The 17,706-nt window shown below is 55.6% G+C and carries 17 protein-coding genes; 6 read left to right on the top strand and 11 right to left on the bottom strand.

From position 1 onward, the window contains the following. Window positions 1-2: 2 nt before the first annotated feature. Window positions 3-935, bottom strand: coding sequence for a triacylglycerol lipase (locus QN359_RS03905; protein ID WP_322249671.1), 933 nt, complete (start codon window positions 933-935; stop codon window positions 3-5). A 505-nt stretch (window positions 936-1,440) separates the two neighbouring features. Between QN359_RS03905 and QN359_RS03900 the strand changes: the two genes are divergently transcribed. The 3 genes from QN359_RS03900 to QN359_RS03890 are packed head-to-tail and all read left to right on the top strand — an operon-like array spanning window position 1,441 to window position 4,375. Next, entirely contained in the window at window positions 1,441-2,541 is a 1,101-nt protein-coding gene (locus QN359_RS03900; RefSeq protein ID WP_322249670.1) for an aromatic ring-hydroxylating dioxygenase subunit alpha, read from the top strand. A 59-nt stretch (window positions 2,542-2,600) separates the two neighbouring features. Continuing rightward, window positions 2,601-3,512 carry a DMT family transporter gene (locus tag QN359_RS03895; RefSeq protein WP_322249669.1) on the top strand — a complete coding sequence of 304 codons (912 nt, stop codon included), beginning with the start codon at window positions 2,601-2,603 and terminating at the stop codon, window positions 3,510-3,512. A gap of 14 nt (window positions 3,513-3,526) precedes the next feature. Next, entirely contained in the window at window positions 3,527-4,375 is an 849-nt protein-coding gene (locus QN359_RS03890) for a sulfurtransferase (RefSeq protein WP_322249668.1), read from the top strand. A gap of 43 nt (window positions 4,376-4,418) precedes the next feature. Here the strand turns inward: QN359_RS03890 and QN359_RS03885 are convergent, their stop codons facing one another. Together QN359_RS03885 and QN359_RS03880 are read right to left on the bottom strand one after the other, a co-directional pair. Next, window positions 4,419-5,144, bottom strand: a complete 726-nt coding sequence (locus QN359_RS03885) for a ZIP family metal transporter (RefSeq protein WP_416200210.1) — start codon at window positions 5,142-5,144, stop codon at window positions 4,419-4,421. Between the two features lie 134 nt (window positions 5,145-5,278). After that, window positions 5,279-6,157 (bottom strand): dienelactone hydrolase family protein, encoded by an 879-nt coding sequence (locus QN359_RS03880; protein ID WP_322249666.1) that lies wholly within the window; start codon window positions 6,155-6,157, stop codon window positions 5,279-5,281. A gap of 297 nt (window positions 6,158-6,454) precedes the next feature. On the opposite strand from QN359_RS03880, the gene QN359_RS03875 reads away from it, so the two are divergent. The 3 genes from QN359_RS03875 to QN359_RS03865 all read left to right on the top strand — a co-directional run bounded on the left by QN359_RS03875 (window position 6,455) and on the right by QN359_RS03865 (window position 9,210). Continuing rightward, the gene (locus tag QN359_RS03875) at window positions 6,455-8,152 is read left to right on the top strand and encodes an L-lactate permease (RefSeq protein ID WP_322249665.1); all 1,698 of its coding nucleotides are present in this window, start codon (window positions 6,455-6,457) and stop codon (window positions 8,150-8,152) included. A 363-nt stretch (window positions 8,153-8,515) separates the two neighbouring features. After that, the gene (locus tag QN359_RS03870) at window positions 8,516-8,878 is read left to right on the top strand and encodes a type II toxin-antitoxin system RelE/ParE family toxin (protein ID WP_322249664.1); all 363 of its coding nucleotides are present in this window, start codon (window positions 8,516-8,518) and stop codon (window positions 8,876-8,878) included. Beyond that, window positions 8,875-9,210, top strand: coding sequence for a helix-turn-helix transcriptional regulator (locus QN359_RS03865; protein ID WP_322249662.1), 336 nt, complete (start codon window positions 8,875-8,877; stop codon window positions 9,208-9,210). Before QN359_RS03870 ends, QN359_RS03865 begins: the two co-directional genes overlap by 4 nt. Window positions 9,211-9,531: 321 nt before the next feature. On the opposite strand, the gene QN359_RS03860 is transcribed toward QN359_RS03865, so the two are convergent. The 8 genes from QN359_RS03860 to rbsK all read right to left on the bottom strand — a co-directional run bounded on the left by QN359_RS03860 (window position 9,532) and on the right by rbsK (window position 17,567). Further along, window positions 9,532-9,930, bottom strand: coding sequence for a cytidine deaminase (locus tag QN359_RS03860; protein ID WP_322249661.1), 399 nt, complete (start codon window positions 9,928-9,930; stop codon window positions 9,532-9,534). Beyond that, window positions 9,927-10,769: a 2OG-Fe(II) oxygenase family protein gene (locus QN359_RS03855; RefSeq protein ID WP_322249660.1), complete on the bottom strand. Its 843-nt coding sequence runs from the start codon at window positions 10,767-10,769 to the stop codon at window positions 9,927-9,929. The genes QN359_RS03860 and QN359_RS03855 overlap by 4 nt, the downstream gene beginning before the upstream one ends. Window positions 10,770-10,778: 9 nt before the next feature. After that, the gene (locus QN359_RS03850; protein WP_322249659.1) at window positions 10,779-11,771 is read right to left on the bottom strand and encodes a nucleoside hydrolase; all 993 of its coding nucleotides are present in this window, start codon (window positions 11,769-11,771) and stop codon (window positions 10,779-10,781) included. Window positions 11,772-11,873: 102 nt separating this feature from the next. Beyond that, on the bottom strand, window positions 11,874-12,845 hold the full coding sequence (locus QN359_RS03845) for an ABC transporter permease (protein WP_322249658.1): 972 nt from the start codon (window positions 12,843-12,845) through the stop codon (window positions 11,874-11,876). After that, the gene (locus QN359_RS03840) at window positions 12,842-13,936 is read right to left on the bottom strand and encodes an ABC transporter permease (protein WP_322249657.1); all 1,095 of its coding nucleotides are present in this window, start codon (window positions 13,934-13,936) and stop codon (window positions 12,842-12,844) included. Before QN359_RS03840 ends, QN359_RS03845 begins: the two co-directional genes overlap by 4 nt. Before the next feature lie 53 nt (window positions 13,937-13,989). After that, a complete protein-coding gene (locus tag QN359_RS03835; protein WP_322249656.1) occupies window positions 13,990-15,519 on the bottom strand; it encodes an ABC transporter ATP-binding protein in 1,530 nt (509 codons plus the stop codon). Between the two features lie 54 nt (window positions 15,520-15,573). Beyond that, the gene (locus QN359_RS03830; RefSeq protein WP_322249655.1) at window positions 15,574-16,563 is read right to left on the bottom strand and encodes a BMP family ABC transporter substrate-binding protein; all 990 of its coding nucleotides are present in this window, start codon (window positions 16,561-16,563) and stop codon (window positions 15,574-15,576) included. A 62-nt stretch (window positions 16,564-16,625) separates the two neighbouring features. After that, window positions 16,626-17,567 carry a ribokinase gene (gene rbsK, locus QN359_RS03825; protein ID WP_322249654.1) on the bottom strand — a complete coding sequence of 314 codons (942 nt, stop codon included), beginning with the start codon at window positions 17,565-17,567 and terminating at the stop codon, window positions 16,626-16,628. Window positions 17,568-17,706 lie beyond the last annotated feature (139 nt).

Here is a 17,706-nt window from a genome sequence, read left to right as displayed (position 1 = left end):
GCTTACAGCCCGCTGTTTTTCAAACGGTTGGCGTGTTGCCGATATACGGTGACCGGATTGGTTTCGAAAATATTCACCAAGCCCAGAGTTTGATTGACTTCATCGAGATGGTTCATGCCGTAATCGTCGCGGATGACTTGACCCAAATGGCTGGAACAACTGCTGACCAAGCCATCATTTTTTTCGCCTTTGAAGGCCAGAGAAGTCAAGCTTAATGCGGCATCGGAGATATCGAGAAAATTCGTCGCCGGCTGCGCGCCGCTCCAAGAATAGTAGGCCACGCCATTGACGTGGTAAGCGCCTTCGCCGCAGGCGCTGGTTGGAATGCCTTCCGGGTGGGCCAGATTGAATTTGAGCGAGCCGGCGGTGCTGAGTGAAGCGGCCGCTGCCAAAGCGTTTTGTGACAGCGTCGGTTGGCCCGAGAGGAAGCTGATCAGACGCGCCAAGCCATTGCTGACCGATGCCAGCACGATATTGCTGAAGGAAGCGCTCGGCGCCACCTGTAGCAGAATGTCGGCCACCGCCGAACCGCGATTGACCCCACCAACCGAGCTGACCGAAGCGATCAGGTCAGGACGTACTGACGCGACATAACGGGCGGTCGGGCCGCCATGGCTGTGGCCAATCAAATTGACTTTGGCCGCACCGGTAGCGGCGAGAATTTGTTTAACCTGAAGCAGTAACTGTTCGCCGCGCACTTCGCTGCTGTTAGCCGCTGCAACTTGGGTAATGAATACTTGAGCGCCGTCGCTGCGCAGCGCCGCTGGAATGCCGTAAAAATATTCGACCGGGCCGATGTTGTCGAAGCCGAACAAGCCGTGCACCAGCACGATAGGATAGCGCGTGGCGGTATAGCCGCTGGCGTAGGCGGGCAAGGGAAACAGTGCGCACAGCAAGAAGATGGCGAGAATTTTTTTGAGTAAGATAGAGTGCATAGTGAGCCTTTTAAAAAACGTTTTAACGGCATGCAGGAGAAAAAAGCGGGCGCTTTGTTGATCGCGCCCATGCAGCTTAGGTTTCTCTGCATGGCGAAGGCAAGTTGCTGTGCAGCATAGTGGTGCAGTAAAAAAATGCAATTCGTCGGAATTTAATTCGCTTTTTTTGCCAAAAATTGTTTGTTTGCTGGGGATGCTTGAGCTTTGCCATATTTTGTTGCGGTGCGAAAAAAGCCAATTAGATGAATGTACCTAAATGATTTACTCTGTTGTATTCGGTGCCATCGCGATACAGCCTTAGCGCGGCGCGAGATTTTGTCGTTACATAGACGTCGCGATTGATGAATCAGAATGGTTTCAGGTATAATTCTCGGCTCTGTCCAAAATTTCCTCTTCAAGGCGTTTGATCGTTTGAATTTTCGCGTGGACTGAAACCCCGCGCGGAAACAGGTTTTTGTGGATTCTTTCTCTCTTAGGTTGGTGCAAATTAATTTGGGGGGTGGGGATGTCCGATCTGGCTTCTTTGTCTACACTCGCGCGTTCTGACGCGCAACTTCCGGTGCAAGTATATTTTGATGAAACGCTGTTACAGCGCGAAATCAAAGATTTGTTCCAAGCCGGCCCACGCTATGTCGGCCATGCATTGATGGTGCCTGAAGTTGGCGATTACGCCACGCTGGCCGCCGAAAATGAAGGTCGCATGCTGGTCCGCAGTGCTCACGGTATTGAGCTCATGTCTAACGTTTGCCGGCACCGGCAAGCGCTGATGTTCAATGGCCGCGGCAATGCCAAACAAATCGTCTGTCCGCTGCATCGCTGGACCTATGACCTCACAGGTGAGTTGATCGGCGCGCCGCATTTCGCCGATACACCTTGTCTGCATCTCAAGCGCACGCCGCTGCAGAATTGGAACGGCTTATTGTTCGAGCAAAACGGTTACAACGTCATGGAACGCATGGGCCAACTCAGTGTGACGCGTGAGCTCGATTTCAGCGGCTATTTGCTCGATCATGTCGAAGTGCATGAATGCGCTTACAACTGGAAAACCTTCATCGAAGTGTATCTGGAAGATTATCACGTCGAGCCGTTTCATCCCGGCTTGGGCAGCTTCGTTGCCTGTGATGATTTGCGCTGGGAATTCGGCGAAGATTACAGCGTGCAAACGGTCGGTGTGGCCAATGGTTTGCTCAAATCGGGTTCGGAAACTTATCGCCGCTGGCAAGAACAGGTGCTGCAATACCGTCAAGGCGAAGCACCGAAATACGGTGCCATTTGGTTGACCTTGTATCCCAACATCATGGTTGAGTGGTATCCGCATGTGTTGGTGGTCTCGACCTTATGGCCCACTGCAACCGGCAAGACGCGCAACGTGGTCGAGTTTTACTATCCCGAAGAAATCGTGCTGTTTGAGCGCGAGTTCATCGAGGCCGAACGCGCCGCCTACATGGAAACTTGTGTCGAAGATGATGAAATCGGCGCGCGCATGGATGCCGGTCGGCGTGCTTTGTTGGCGCGCGGTGAAAACGAAGTTGGCCCTTACCAATCGCCGATGGAAGATGGCATGCAGCATTTTCATGAATGGTACCGACGTCGTATGGCGTTGTAACAAAGGAGGCCGCGGCCTCCTTATTTTTTGCTGGTTTTTTTTAGAGGTCATAGTTTCCCATGCAATCGCTCTGGATGTTGGTCGCGAGTTTCTTATTTTCCATCATGGGGGTCGGTGTCAAACTGGCGTCTGCCCATTTTTCGGTGGCGGAAATCGTTGCCTGCCGCGGCATCATCGGCATGCTGACACTAGGGCTGTGGATACGCTGGCACGGCGGCACGCTGCGCACCAGCATGGCGGCGCATCATCTGTGGCGCGGTGCGGTGGGGGTGGCGGCATTGTGGCTGTGGTTTTACGCGATTTCGCAATTGCCACTGGCAATGGCGGTCACACTCAATTACATGTCACCGATCTGGATCGCTGCGATTTTATTGGTTTTGGCTTGGCGGCGACGCGAGCGTGGCTTCGATCCGCGCTTGATCGCGGCGATACTGTGCGGTTTCGGCGGGGTCGTGCTGCTGCTGCGCCCCAGCATCCATGCCGATCAATTGTTCGGTGGCGTACTGGCTTTATTTTCCGGCATGCTGGCCGCTTTGGCGTATTTGCAAGTGCGAGAAATGGGCTTGCGCGGTGAGCCGGAATACCGTGTGGTGTTTTATTTCTCGCTCACTTGCGCCATGGCCGGCTTAGTTGGCAGCGTGCTGATGCCGACACAGCAGGCATCACTGCTGACGCACTGGCGCAGCATCGATCTGCACGGGGTGGGTTTGCTGGTACTGATAGGCTTAACGGCCACGAGCGCGCAAATCGCCATGACGCGTGCCTATCGTTTAGGCAACACTTTGTTGACTGCCAATTTGCAATATGCCGGCATTGTCTTTTCCAGCGTCTGGGATGTCTTGCTTTGGCATGATAGCTTGGCACCCTTGAGCTGGCTCGGCATTGCCGTGATCGTCTTGAGCGGATTGGCGGCGACGTTCTATAATAGTCGCATTGCGGCCGCCTCCGCGGCAGCTTCTCCCGTCAGCTAAAGGACCCGTCCATCATGTACACCACGCTTATCAGTGCCGCCGAATTGGCGGCGCACATAGACAGTGCGCAGTTAGTGTTGCTCGATTGTCGCCACGATTTACTCGACCTCGGTGCCGGCGCGCGCGCTTACGCCGGCGGCCATTTGCCGCACGCACAATTTGTCGACCTTGACGTTTGCTTGTCAGCAGAAAAAATCGGCCCGGACGGCGTTTTTCGCGGTCGCCATCCTTTGCCCGATAAGTTAGCCTTTATCGAGACCTTGCGCGGTTTCGGCATTCACCCAGACAGCCAAGTCGTCGCCTATGATGCGCATGGCGGTATGTTTGCCGCGCGCTTATGGTGGATGTTGCGCTGGGTTGGGCATGCCGGCGTGGCCGTGCTCGATGGCGGTGTGCCGGCTTGGGTGGCGCAAGGCTTGCCCTTGACCGCAGCGCTGCCAGCACCGCGTCGCGGCAACATCGAATTGCAAACGGCCACTACTACGCAAGTCGATGCCGCTGCCGTACTGGCCAATATCGACAGTGCTGCACGCGTGTTGGTAGATGCGCGCGCGCCCGACCGTTACCGCGGCGAGAATGAAACCATGGACCCGGTCGGCGGCCATATTCCCGGTGCGCAGAATCGATTTTTTAAAGACAATCTGCAGAGCGACGGTCGTTTTAAACCGGCACCGCAATTGCGGCAGGAATGGGATGCGCTGTTGGCTGGTCGCGCCGCCATCATGCAATGTGGTTCCGGCGTGACGGCTTGCCATAATTTGTTGGCGCTGGAAGTTGCCGGCTTGCCCGGTGCCGCCCTGTATCCGGGTTCTTGGAGCGAATGGTGTGCCGACCCGGCGCGTCCGGTGGCGCGTACCGTGTAGTGAAACCCATGGCCGCAGCACTGATGCGGCCATGGGTTTGTACTCAGTGGTGACCTGTCACCAGCACCACCAAGGCGATGCCGACACCGATGAGTATAATTTGCGGGATGGTTTCGCGCAGGGTGGCGCGGCGCTGCATTTGCGGCATCAGATCGCTGACGGCGATATAGATGAAGCCCGACGAGGCAAACACCAGCACATACGGAATCATCTCGCTGGCATGGGCCAGCGTGAAATACCCGAGTACGCCGCCAAGCACGCCCATCATGCTGCAGGCCAGGTTGTACATGTAGGCGCGCAAACGGCTGAAGCCGGCATTGAGCAACACGATGAAATCACCGATTTCGGTTGGAATTTCGTGGGCGATGATGGCGAAGGCGGTAACGAAACCGAGTTCCGGATTGGCCAGAAAGGCTGCCGCGATCAGGATGCCATCGGTAAAGTTATGCATGCCATCGCCAACCAAAATCATCCAACCGGCTTTGCCGGCGGCGTGGGCATCATGGCCGTGTTCGTGCTGATGGCCGTCGCCCTCATGATGATGCGAGTGGCGCAGGATGGCGAATTTTTCGAGTAAGAAAAACGCCATTAAGCCCGCCAACAGACAGGCAAACAGAGTATGCGGATCAGCGTGCGATTCAAATGCCTCGGGCAAGGCATGCAAGAGCGAGGTCGAAAGCATGATGCCGACCGACAGGCTGACCATGCGTTCTACCATTTTAGTCAACAGTGAAAACGAGAAAATCGCCGCAGCGGAAATGCTGATCACGCCGGCCAAGGCGGTGGTGATCAGGATAGAAAGCAGAGTGGAGTGAATTTTTGCACCTCAGAGTATTTGCAACCAAGTTGCAAATTAAAACATAACGCCGCGATTTGTGCAAATCCGGCGTGATGTTTTCTCTCTCAGACGCCGTGCTGGCGCAACCAAGTCAAGCTGCGTTGCCAGCCATCGATGGCTTCGGGCGCACTGTAACCAGGGCGGTAATCGGCATGGAAGGCGTGGCCGGCCTGTTCATACACATGAAATTCTGAGCCACTGTGACCCTTGGTCAAGGCGCTTTCCATTTGCCGCACGCTGTCTAAGGAAATACCGCTGTCTTTGCCGCCGTACAAGCCCAGTACCGGGCTGCGCAAGCTCGCCGCGATATCGATAGGATGTTGCGGCGAGAGTTCGTTGACCGGGCCGCTGAGACGGCCATACCACGCCACCCCGGCCTTGATGCGCGGATTGTGTGCGGCATACAGCCAAGTGATGCGGCCACCCCAACAAAAGCCATTGATACCAACCCGTTCCAAGTCGCCGCCATGCTGCCCGGCCCAGACCAGTACCGCATCGAGATCTTGCATGACTTGGGCATCGGGCACTTTCGATACCACTTCTTTCATTAATTCGGCGATACCGGCATAACTGCCGGCGTCGCCTTGGCGTATCAATAATTCCGGGGCCAGCGCCAGATAGCCGAGTTTGGCGTAGCGACGGGCGACGTCGGCGATATGTTCATGGACGCCGAAAATTTCTGAAATCACTAAGATGACCGGCAAATTGCTCTTGCCTTCAGGCTGGGCGCGATAGACCGGCACGGTTTGACCGTTGATGCTGAGCTCGACCCGTCCGGCCAGCAAACCGACGCTATCGGTGTGGATCATGGTTTGCGCGCTGATTGGCAAGGTCGCGGCGGCAAAGCCGACCCCGACTGCAGTTTGAATGAAATTACGTCGATTCATCGGGCTAGCTTCGTCGGTATGACCGGTCAGGCTGTTGAAGTCGGGGTGTAGCGGCATGCTTACTCCATCTGGGTTGGCAAAATGCGGGGCGCAACGGGTGTTGCCCACTGAATCTTAGCTGGAAATGGCGCTGCCTGCACGCCATGTAGTCACGCTCAGCGCGCACGATTGTTAACCGCAGCGTAAAGCTGTTGTGACCGTGGTGACGATATTATTCAACGATAGCTGAAAATCATTTCATCTGACAACACAACAGATAGCTGCAGTTCCTATCGTAATATCAGCCGATAGCAAAGCTTGTGCGAAATAGACATGCATATTTGCCGGCGATTTTAAAAACGAGAAGGAGACAAGATGGTGTGGAGTCAGGTGTACGACCCCTTGGGGAATATTTGGTTGTCGGCCTTAATGGCCGCGATACCGGTGGTGGTGATGCTAGGCTGTATAGCATTTGGACATATGAAAGCCCACTACGCGGCTGGCCTGGGCTTGGCCAGCGCCTTGCTGGTGGCGATACTCGGTTTCGGCATGCCGGCCGGCTTGGCCTGGAGTGCCGCCGGTTATGGCGCGGCTTACGGTTTGCTGCCGATCGGTTGGATTGTTCTCAACATCATTTTCTTGCACCAACTGACGATAGAAAACGGTTCCTTTACAGTCTTGCAAGACAGTTTGACCGGGATTACCGAAGATAGACGGATTCAGTTGCTGTTGATCGCCTTTTGTTTCGGCGCTTTCTTTGAAGGCGCAGCGGGCTTCGGCACACCGGTAGCGGTAACGGCGGCCATCATGATCGGTCTTGGATTTTCACCGCTGGCGGCGTCGGGCTTATGTCTGATCGCCAATACTGCACCGGTCGCCTATGGCGCACTGGGCACCCCAGTGATCGCTCTGGCAGCCGTGACCGGACTCGACTTGATGGAATTGTCGGGCATGATAGGTCGCATTCTTCCTTTATTCTCGCTCATCGTGCCATTTTGGTTGATCTGGGCCTTTGCCGGTTGGCGCGGCATGCTGCAGATTTGGCCGGCTATTCTGGTCGCTGGTTTGAGTTTTTCGATTCCGCAGTACTTGGTCTCGAATTTCCATGGCCCATGGTTGGTCGATGTGGTGGCGGCCCTGATTTCCATGATCAGCTTGATTTTGTTCTTGAAGGTGTGGAAACCGAAAAAAATCTGGACTTCGACTTCGCTCAAAGGGCATGAAACGGATTCCGGCGTGCCTGATCTCGAGAGCGAAAAACCACACGGCCATGAAGCCGATGTTGCCGCCGCATTGTTTCAAAAACATGATGGCCGCGCACTGGTGTTGGCGTGGATGCCGTGGGTCGTGTTGACGGTGCTGGTGTTTATCTGGGGCATACCGCAATTCAAAGTTTGGGCTGATCATCTGTCCATCCTCAAGTTGCCGGTAACGGGTTTGCATAATTTGGTACAGAAGGTGGCACCGGTGGTTGTCAGCCCACATGCCGAACCGGCCGTGTATGTGTTGAACTGGCTCTCGGCCACCGGCAGCGGTATTTTCATCGCTGGTATTCTGAGCGGCTGGTTGATGAAGTACCGACTCGTCGATTTGGTCAAAATCTATTTCCGCACGATTTGGCTGGTTCGTTACTCGCTGCTGACTATCGTCCTCATGCTGGCGCTCGGTTATCTGACCCGTTACTCCGGCACCGATGCCACGCTCGGTATCGTGTTTGCCCATACCGGCATGCTCTATCCTATCTTCGGCACCTTACTCGGTTGGATGGGCGTGGCACTGACGGGTTCGGATACGGCCGCCAATGTGCTCTTCGGCGGTTTGCAAAAAACCACGGCCGAGCAGTTGGGCCTCAACCCTATCCTGATGGCGTCGGCCAACAGTGCCGGTGGCGTGATGGGTAAGATGGTCGATGCCCAAAGCATCGTCGTGGCCAGTACCGCCACGCGTTGGTATGGCCATGAAGACAGTATTCTGCGCTTCGTGTTCTTTCACAGTTTAGCCTTGGCCGTGCTGGTCGGCTTGTTCGTGTTCTTGCTGGCCTATGTGCCACCGTTTACGGCGCTGGTGCATTGATACTTGCTTGAGAGAAAAAAGCCTGGCCGTTGCGAAACGGCCAGGCTTTTTTGCATCTAGGGAAGCGCAGATTTAATCGCTGTGGAATTGTCCGTTGCCAATGAGGATGCAATGCAAGGCGCCTTTCACTGTCAATAGCGAGCTATTGACAGTGAAAGGCAACGCAGCAGTGCGCCTCAGTGGCGACGGACAAACCGCTTGGATTAAATCTGCGCTTCCCTAGCGCAGGCTTCATGCGGCAAGCTCAATGAGAAAGTGACTTCGCTTTAGAAATGTCATTGATCGTGTGGTGAATTTCGCTAAAATTTTTTATGGAACCGTTTTGTTGATTGTCTTTGTATACCTTTTCATATATATTCAACTATGTTTACTAATGAAAAACCCTTGCAATGGATAGGGAGCAGTTATAAAGATCTGCTGGCTTTACCTGATGATGTAAGGCAATTTTTCGGCTTTGCTTTGTCGCTGGCCCAAGCAGGTGATCGGCATGAAGCCGCTAAAGTGCTCAAGGGTTTTGGTGGTACCGGCGTGCTTGAAGTGATAGCCCACGATGTGGGCGGCACCTACCGCGCCGTCTACACTGTCAAGTTTGCGCAGACCGTGTTTGTTCTGCATTGTTTTCAAAAGAAAAGTAAAAGCGGGATCAGCACGCCGAAGGAAGACATGGACATTATCCACGCGCGGCTGAAAATTGCCGAAGCGTATATAAAGGAGTTGAGAAAATGAAAAGTCAATTGACAGATGGCGTTGCAGTGCATCGTGGTTCTGACAACGTGTTTGCTGACCTTGGCCTGCCTGATGCAGACAAGCTCAAGATCAAAACTGGCTTGCTGATTGAAATCAGGAAAGCCATGAAAAACCTTGGTCTGACTCAAAAAGATGCGGCCAAAAGAATGGGTATCACCCAACCTAAAGTGTCTGACATGATGCGCGGCGACTTCAGCAATCTGTCCGAGCGCAAGCTGATGGATTGCTTGACGCGGCTGGGCTATGATATTGAAATCAAAGTCAGGCCTGCCAAGGCTGAAATTGGGCATTTATTGCTGGCAATGGCTTAATATTTGATCAAAAATCTGACTAGGGTTTGAAACCCCGGCCTTCAGAGGCTGTCGCAAAAGCCTGATGGAATCTTTTTACATCTGAAACACCGCCTACCTCGTCATTTCCGCATGCTGCAACCTCGTCATTCCCGCATGCTTTTGGCGGGAACCCAGTGTCGTTTTCAGCGCTGAAAACACGATCATATCTGGCATTTTCAGTTAAGCACGAACGCCGCTGGGTTCCTGCTAAAAGCGCGCAGGAAGGACGTGGCCACCAGTTGGGATAATGACACCGACTCAATACCCTTTTGCGACAGCCTCTTTAGGGCGGGGAGGATGTCAATTCGGCGTCAAATAAAACGCATCCGGCAACTGCGCACCAGCCGTGGTGCTGCGTACATTGCCCTTGCAATTAGTGAGCAAGACCTTGAGCGTCGGGCCGCCGAGTTCCAACATTACCTGACGGCAGGCCCCGCACGGTGCGATCGGGCCGTCGGTATCACCGGTGACCGCGATGGCGGCAAAATCGCCGGGCCGGCAGCCGGCTGCGACGGCGGCAAACAAAGCCGTGCGTTCAGCGCAATTGCACAAACCGTAAGAGGCATTCTCGACATTGCAACCATGGAAGACGCGGCCGTCTTTGCTCAGCACGGCGGCACCGACCAAGAACTTCGAATACGGTGCATAGGCATGTAAGCGTGCGCTGTGCGCTGCCTGCAACAACTCATTGTCGGTCATTTTTTTACTCCCAGTTCGCGCAAACGCTCTTGTAAATAACTGCCCGAAGTATGCCGTTCCGACAGCACCACGTCCGGTCGCGGATGCAAAAACAAGGGCAGCGAAATGCGCGACTGCGTCGCTGCCGCACCGCTGGGATTGAGCACGCGATGGATGGTCGACGGGTAGTAACCCTGCGAGGCTTCGTCGAGCATATCGCCGATATTCACGATCAGCATACCGAAGTCGCACGGCACATCATGCCAGGCTTGATCCTTGCCGAGCACTTGCAAGCCGGCTTGGGTCGCCGCCGGCAGCACGGTCAGCAGATTGATATCGCCATGGGCCGCGGCGCGCACGGCATCGGCGTCTTCATCGCCACGCAGCGGCGGGTAGTGCAAGACGCGCAGCAGGGTGAGCTCGCTGTCGCTGATCATGTCCGACAAAGGCATCGAATACTTGGCCTTGATCTCGGCCGGGCTATGCTGTTCCACCCATTGCAGCAGTTCGGCAGCCAGAGTCGAGCCGGCTTGGTAATACTCGCGCGCGGCGTTGGATACTTCGGCCGGCAGCCGGCCCCATGGGTAGATATGGTAAAACTCTTTGAGGTCGCGCTTGGTATAACCCTTGGCGGTTTCCGACACCTGCGGTGAAAAATAGCCATCCATTTTTTCTGCATCGAAGGGATAGTTCAGTTTCGCATCCGACTGAAAAAAATCATACCATTCGCGATAAATCGTTTCGAGCAGGCTGCTCGACAAGGGGTGATTGGTCAGTACGCCGAAGCCGGTTTGGTGCAGGCTTTCGGTGAATTTTTTGGCGGCATCGGGGTCGCGGTAATCTACCGGAACAATAAACATGTCAACTCCTCAGGCGGATAGCGGCGCGCGCAGCCAGTCGGCTGCCAGCGTGCGGTCAATCAGTCGCGCACAGGCTGCGGCATCGACCGTCATGCAGACGCGGGTTTCGGCTTTGTCCGCTTCCCAACCGGCTTGCGGATACGGAATCGGCAATTTCGCCAGCATGGTTTGGCCATTGCCTATGCCTGCTGTGGCGACGCGCACGCGGCCTGAGGCAGTGCCGAACATTTCCGGCGCGACCAGCCAAACGAAGGCCAAAACATCATGACCATAGCAAGCGTGGCCGAGGTCGGGACGGATACTCTGGTAAAAACTGGCGTAAAAATTGACGGCGTGAGCGAGCGTATCCATGGCGATATGATTATGCTGTTTCGCCAGCGCGGCGAAAAAACTCGCTGGCAAGACCACGCGGTGGGTGACGTCGAGGCCGACCATAGTTAAATCCCAACCGGCCGTAAATACCAGATCAGCAGCATCGGGATCGTTCCAGACATTCGCTTCCGCGACCGGCGAAACATTGCCCGGTTCATCGACCGTACCGGCCATCAACACGACTTGCTTGAGCAATTGCGGCAGACGTGGCTCCAGTTTCAGTGCCAGCCCGAGATTGCCAAGCGGGCCGACCGCCACCAAGCTGATTTCCCCCGGATATTGACGCGCCATGGCGACAATGAATTCGGCCGCGCTGTGCGCTTCTGCCGTACCGCCGACGTCTATCCGTTGTGGTAAATTGCCGAGGCCATCGGCCCCGTGTATGAAATCAGGCGGGCTGCCGGCAGCTTTGGCGAAGGGAATCGCGACGCCTTGCGCGACCGGAATCGTGCGTCCGGCGATGCGGGTCAGATACAGGGCATTGATGGTCGCTTGTTCAACATGTACATTGCCGAAGGTCGTCGTGATACCGACCACCTCGATATCGGGATGGGCCAAGGCAAAGTATAAGGCCATGGCATCGTCGACGCCCGGATCAGTATCAAAAATGACTTTGTGTTTTGCTTGCATGAGTGTGCTCCAAACGAGAAAGCTCCGGCCATTCAACAGAACCCGGATGCTTCATTTTTCAGGCCCGGTTCAAGGAGGCCACGAACAACAAAGATGTGCAGTTCAGCGTGACTTCACAAACGGCACGCCGATGGCTTTTGGTGCTATCGATTTCGCCATGAACCCGGCCAGCACGATTACCGTTACCAAATACGGAATCATTTGTATCAAGGAACCGGGAATTTTTCCGATGCCGGGGAAGATCACCCCTTCGATCTGTACCTGCAGCGCCGCGAAAAAGCCGAACATCAAGCAGCCCAGCGCAGTGTACAGTGGCCGCCAATTCCCGAACACCAAGGCTGTCAGCGCCAGGTAGCCATTTCCGGCTGACATATCGCGCAGGAAAAAACCGCTTTGCACAATAGATAAGTAAGCGCCCGAAAATGCACACAGTACACCGGCACACAGCATGGCCAGATAGCGCGTGCGTTCGACATGGATGCCGGCGGCGTCGGCCGCATGTGGGTTTTCACCGACGGCGCGCAGACGCAGACCAAAGCGGCTGTGATACAGCACCCAGTGCACCAGCGGCACCAGGGCAAAGGCCAGATACACCAAAATATTATGGCCACCGATGAGCTTGGTATACAACCAAGCCAGGCCGGGAATGGCGGCCACGGCATCTGAGCCGGGCAGCGTCAGATCGAACAGGCGGGCATTGCCGAGATCAGGGGTGCGCCCACCTTGCATGAAAAAGAATTGTGCCAGCACGAAGCTCAGGCCACTGAGCGCGATATTGAGGGCGATACCGGCGACGAGTTGATTACCCTTTTGCGTGATACTGACAAAACCCTGCAACAGCGCCACCGCCACCGAGGCGGCGACACCGGCAAGTATGCCCAGCCAAGGATTCTGCGTGACATAGGCTACCGCCGCTGAGACGAAGGCCGCGGCCAACATCTTGCCCTCCAAAGCCAGATCGACCACGCCGCTGCGTTCGGCGAACAGGCCGGCCATGGCCGCGAACATCAGCACCGGGGCATTGCGGATGGTTGCCACCAAAATGCTGGAAAATTGAAAGTCATCGAACATCATGGTTCCTTGGACGAAGTAGCAGCCGACAGCAAGCGCGACAGCAGCGGGGCATACAGATTTTCCATCGCGCCGCAAAACAGGATGATCAAACCCTGAATGAAAATAAAGGTTTCCGGCGGAATCGCCGGTTTTTCCAGCGATAAATCAAAGCCACCCTGTATCAGTGCACCGAACAGTATCGATGACAGCAGGATGCCGAGTGGACGTTGCCGCCCCATGAGGGCAATGGCGATGCCGATGAAACCGGCCCCGGCCGGGAAATTGAGATTGAGATAATGGGTCGAGCCCATCACTGAATTCACCGCGGCCAAGCCGGCCAAGGCACCCGAAATCAGCATCGCCGTGATGACCGTGCGCGAGAGTGAGATGCCGGCATAGTGCGCGGCGTGGGCATTGAGTCCGGCGGCACGCAATTGATAACCCCAACTGCTACGCCATACCGCCAGACCGTACACAGCCAGCGCCAACAGGGCCAGAATAAAACTGATGTTGAGCGGGGTTTCACCGAGCACTGGCAGCAGCGTATTGAGCTTGGGTAGCCATGCGCTGGCGGCGAACATACGGCTGGCGGTATTTTGCTGCCCGTCGGGAATCAAGAAACTGACGATCAAATAATTCATCAAGCAAGCGGCAATAAAATTGAACATGATGGTCGTGACCACCACATGACTGCCGCGCTTGGCTTGCAAATAGCCGGGCAAAAAAGCCCAGGCCGCACCAAACGCGGCACTGCCGAGCAGCGCCAGCGGAATCAGCAGCACGGCCGGCAAATACGCGTCGAGCGCCAGGATCACCAGAGTCAGACCGAGGCCGCCGATATACATCTGGCCTTCGCTGCCGATGTTGAACAAGCCCGCTTGCATGGCCACCGACACCGACAGACCGGTAAAAATAAAGGTGGCGGCATAAAACAAGGTGTAACCGAGACCTTCCGGGTTGAGCAAGGCCGCATCGACCAGAATCTGCAGCGATTCGAGCGGGCTTTCACCGAGCAGCCAGATGACACCTGCGGCCACCAGCATGGCCGAGAGCAGATTGAGCAGTGGCAGCACAAAAGCGCTGGCCCAACGGGGTAGATCGGCTTGATTCATCGTTGATTACTTGGTTAAGGTCGCGTCATAAAAATGAGTTCAGTGGGTCGGCATCAATGCTTATGCAAGCCGCCCATCAACAAGCCGATGCGTGTGGCATCGAATTCTTGCACCGGCAATTCGCCGGTAATGCTGCCGCCCGACATGACCAAGATACGATCGGCCAAGGCGCGAACTTCTTCGAGTTCCACCGACACCAGCAAAATCGCACAGCCGGCATCACGCATGGCCAGCAAGCGTGCATGCAGACTCTCGATGGTGCCGATATCGACGCCGCGCGTCGGTTGACCTACCAGCATGAGCACCGGCGCGGCGGCGATTTCGCGCGCCATCACCAGCTTTTGCTGATTCCCGCCTGAGAGCAAGGCGATGCGTAAATCTGGGTCAGCCGGCCGGACGTCGAATTCGCTGATCAAGCGGCGGCAGTGTTGTTGCAAAGCCGGCAGATCGAGCCAGCCGAAACGTCCGGCCAATTTGGCTTGATAGCCGAGAAAGCTGTTCATCAAGACGGAAAAATTTTTCACCACGGCGTCACGCAGACGATCTTCCGGCACATGGGCAATCCCGCGTGCGCGGTACAGCGCCGGCAAGCCATCGGCATCGCGCCGTCCGGCATACGGCAAAACTTGATCTTGCAGGCGCAGGCTGCCACTGCCAGGCAAGCGCATACCGCTCAATACTTCCAGCAATTCGCTCTGGCCATTGCCGGATACGCCGGCGATCGCCAGAATTTCTCCGGCGCGCAAATCAAAATTCAAGTTCTTCAATACTTGCACGCTCTGCGAATTGTACAGCGACAAATCACGCACCTCGAGTACCGTGGCACCGGGCGCATAGGCTTGCCGTGGCAAATGCGTTTGTATCGGCCGCCCAACTATCAGTTCGGCCAATTGTTCCTTGCTGGTGTGCGCCGTGGCCAGCGTGTCGACCACTGCGCCGGCACGCATGACGGTGACTTGGTCGGTGATGTCGATGATTTCTTGTAACTTATGGGTGATCAGAACGATGGTCTTGCCCTGCTCCTTGAACAAACGCAGAACCGCGAACAGCGAAGCGGTTTCTTGCACCGTCAGCACCGCCGTCGGTTCATCGAGAATCAGAATCTGTGCACTGCGGTAAATTTGCTTGAGAATTTCTACCCGTTGCTGTACCCCGACCGATAAATCTTCAATCTTCGCCAGCGGATCGACCTCAAGCGCGTAGTGTTGGCAAATTTCGCGCAGCCGCGCTTCGACCACCTTGCGTTGCGGTGCCAAGCGCAGGCCACCCTCGCTGCCGAGCATGACATTGTCGAGCACGGTCATATTGTCGACCAGCATGAAGTGCTGATGTACCATGCCTATGCCCAGCCGTATCGCTGCTTGGCTGGTGGGAATCGGCTGCGCCACCCCATTGATCAGAATTTGTCCACTGTCGGCACGCGTATAGCCGTACAGGATACTCATGAGTGTCGATTTGCCGGCACCATTTTCACCGATCACGCCGTGAATCGAGCCGGGCGCGATGGCAAAGCTGACCTCGCGATTCGCCTGCACCGCGCCGTAGCGCTTGGAAATGTGCTGAAATTCTACGGCTGGCTGCATACGTTGGGGCGGTTTAGTTTTCGAAATAAGACGTGGCGAAGGGTGGCTGCGGTGTCAGACCGGGCACTTGTTGGCATCGCGGAAATCGATGACTTTCACCTTGCCGCTGATAATATCCTGCTTGGCCGCATTGACCCGTTTTTCCACTTCGGCACTGACGACGCTGCGATTGTCTTTATCCAGCGCCCAATCGATACTGCCTTCTTTCAGACCCTTGTTACTCAGGCCCGCGCTCCAGTTACCATTTTTCATGGCCATGAAATTATCGTAGATGACGATGTCGACGCGTTTCACCATGGAAGTCAGCATATTGCCAGGATGCAGGTAATTCTGATTCGAATCGACGCCGATGCCAAGCTTGCCTTTTTCTTTAATCGCTTGCAAGGCCCCCATACCGCTGCCGCCGGCGGCGGCGAAAATCACATCGACGCCGCGATCGATCTGCGCGCGTGCCAGTTCGCCGCCTTTGGCCGGATCATTCCACGCCGATGGTGTGGTACCGACCATATTTTGTACGATCTCAATCTTACTGTCGCTGGCCTTGATGCCCTGCGCATAGCCACAGGCGAAATTGCGGATCAGTGGAATATCCATGCCGCCGATGAAACCGAGTTTTTTGCTTTTACTGGCAGCAGCAGCAGCCACACCGACCAAATACGAACCTTCCTGTTCCTTGAACAACACCGAGCTGACATTGTCACCCTTGGCGACGCCATCGATGACCAGGAATTTCGTATTCGGGAATTCTTTGGCGACATTCTGTACCGCCTGTGCCTGAGCAAAACCGATCGCCGCAATCAGATCGACATGTTTGCGCGCCAGATTGCGCAAGACTTGTTCCGCCTGCGTATCGCTGGCTACCTGAATTTCCAAGTAATTGATCTTGGTTTCTTTCTTGAAACGCTCCGCACCTTCGGAGGCCGATTGATTGAAGGATTTGTCGAACTTGCCACCGGCATCGTAAATCACCGCCAGCTTGGGATCGGCGGCCTGAGCAGTGCCGGCAGCGAGCAATACGGACAGACAAATTTGCTTGAGTTTCATGAAAGTTCCCGGTTCAAAGATCGTGAGTGAATCGCTTGCAGCGACATCCATACGCCAGTCTGCTAGATGGAGCTGAGCAGCTTACTGCGCTGAGTCATAAATTCCACCACCGCTTGCTGTTGCGGAATCGAAGTTTGCGCACCCAATTGGGTGACCGTCAAGGCGGCCGCGTATTGCGCCTGTGTGCAGGCGTCAAATACAGTCAAGCCACTGGCCAGTCCTACCGCAAACGCACCGACAAAGGTGTCGCCTGCGGCAGTGGTATCGACTACATCGACGGTAATGGCAGCGAGGAAGCGGGTGCCGTTGAGTTCGCTGAGCACAGTGCCATCGCCACCCATGGTCAGAATCACACAGCCTGCGCCCATTTGCAAGAGCGCTTGCGCTGCCGCTGCGGCACTCTCGGCCGAGCAGACGGCGACGCCGCTTAATTGCGTGGCTTCGGTTTCATTGAGTATTAAATAATCGACTTGTTTGAGCAAAGCGCCGTTCAAGGCTTGTGCCGGTGCCGGATTGAGTATCACCGGCACGCCGGCGGCGTGGGCGATTTCGATGGCGCGCGTGACGCTGGGCAGCGGCGTTTCCAATTGGCAGATCAATAAATTGGCAGCGCTGATCGCGGCACGGCCATGCTCGACCTGCGTCACACTGAGAGTGGCGTTGGCACCGGCAGCGATGACGATACTGTTGTTACCATCATCGGCGACTAAAATACCAGCCACGCCGGTGGCGATGCCATCGACGGTGGTCAGATGGGTCAGGTCTATGCCTTCGGCCGCCAGACAGTGGCGCGAAAACTCACCGAAGCCATCGGCCCCGACGGCACCGATAAACTGTACCTGCGCGCCTTGACGTGCAGCGGCGACGGCTTGGTTGGCACCTTTGCCCCCCGGTATTTGGTGGAACTCGCGGCCTTGCAGGGTTTCTCCGATGGCCGGCATACGCGGCGTGCGGAACACCAAGTCCATATTGACGCTGCCGACTACTGTAATGCTTGGCTTCATAATGCAGTTTCCGCTGTAAAAAGTGCTGCGCAATCGTTTGCGCAATCGATTTCGTATTTAACTATGGGCTTAACCGGCAGTCAAGCCCATTCTTGTATTCGCGCGGTTTTGTGGGTGATTCGAAACGTCGGGCTGGCCG

This window comes from Undibacterium sp. 5I2, from assembly GCF_035019605.1.
In the GTDB taxonomy this organism is placed as follows: domain Bacteria; phylum Pseudomonadota; class Gammaproteobacteria; order Burkholderiales; family Burkholderiaceae_D; genus Undibacterium.
Note: the sequence above shows the minus strand (reverse complement) of the source record. Positions and strands in the feature narration are given on the sequence as shown.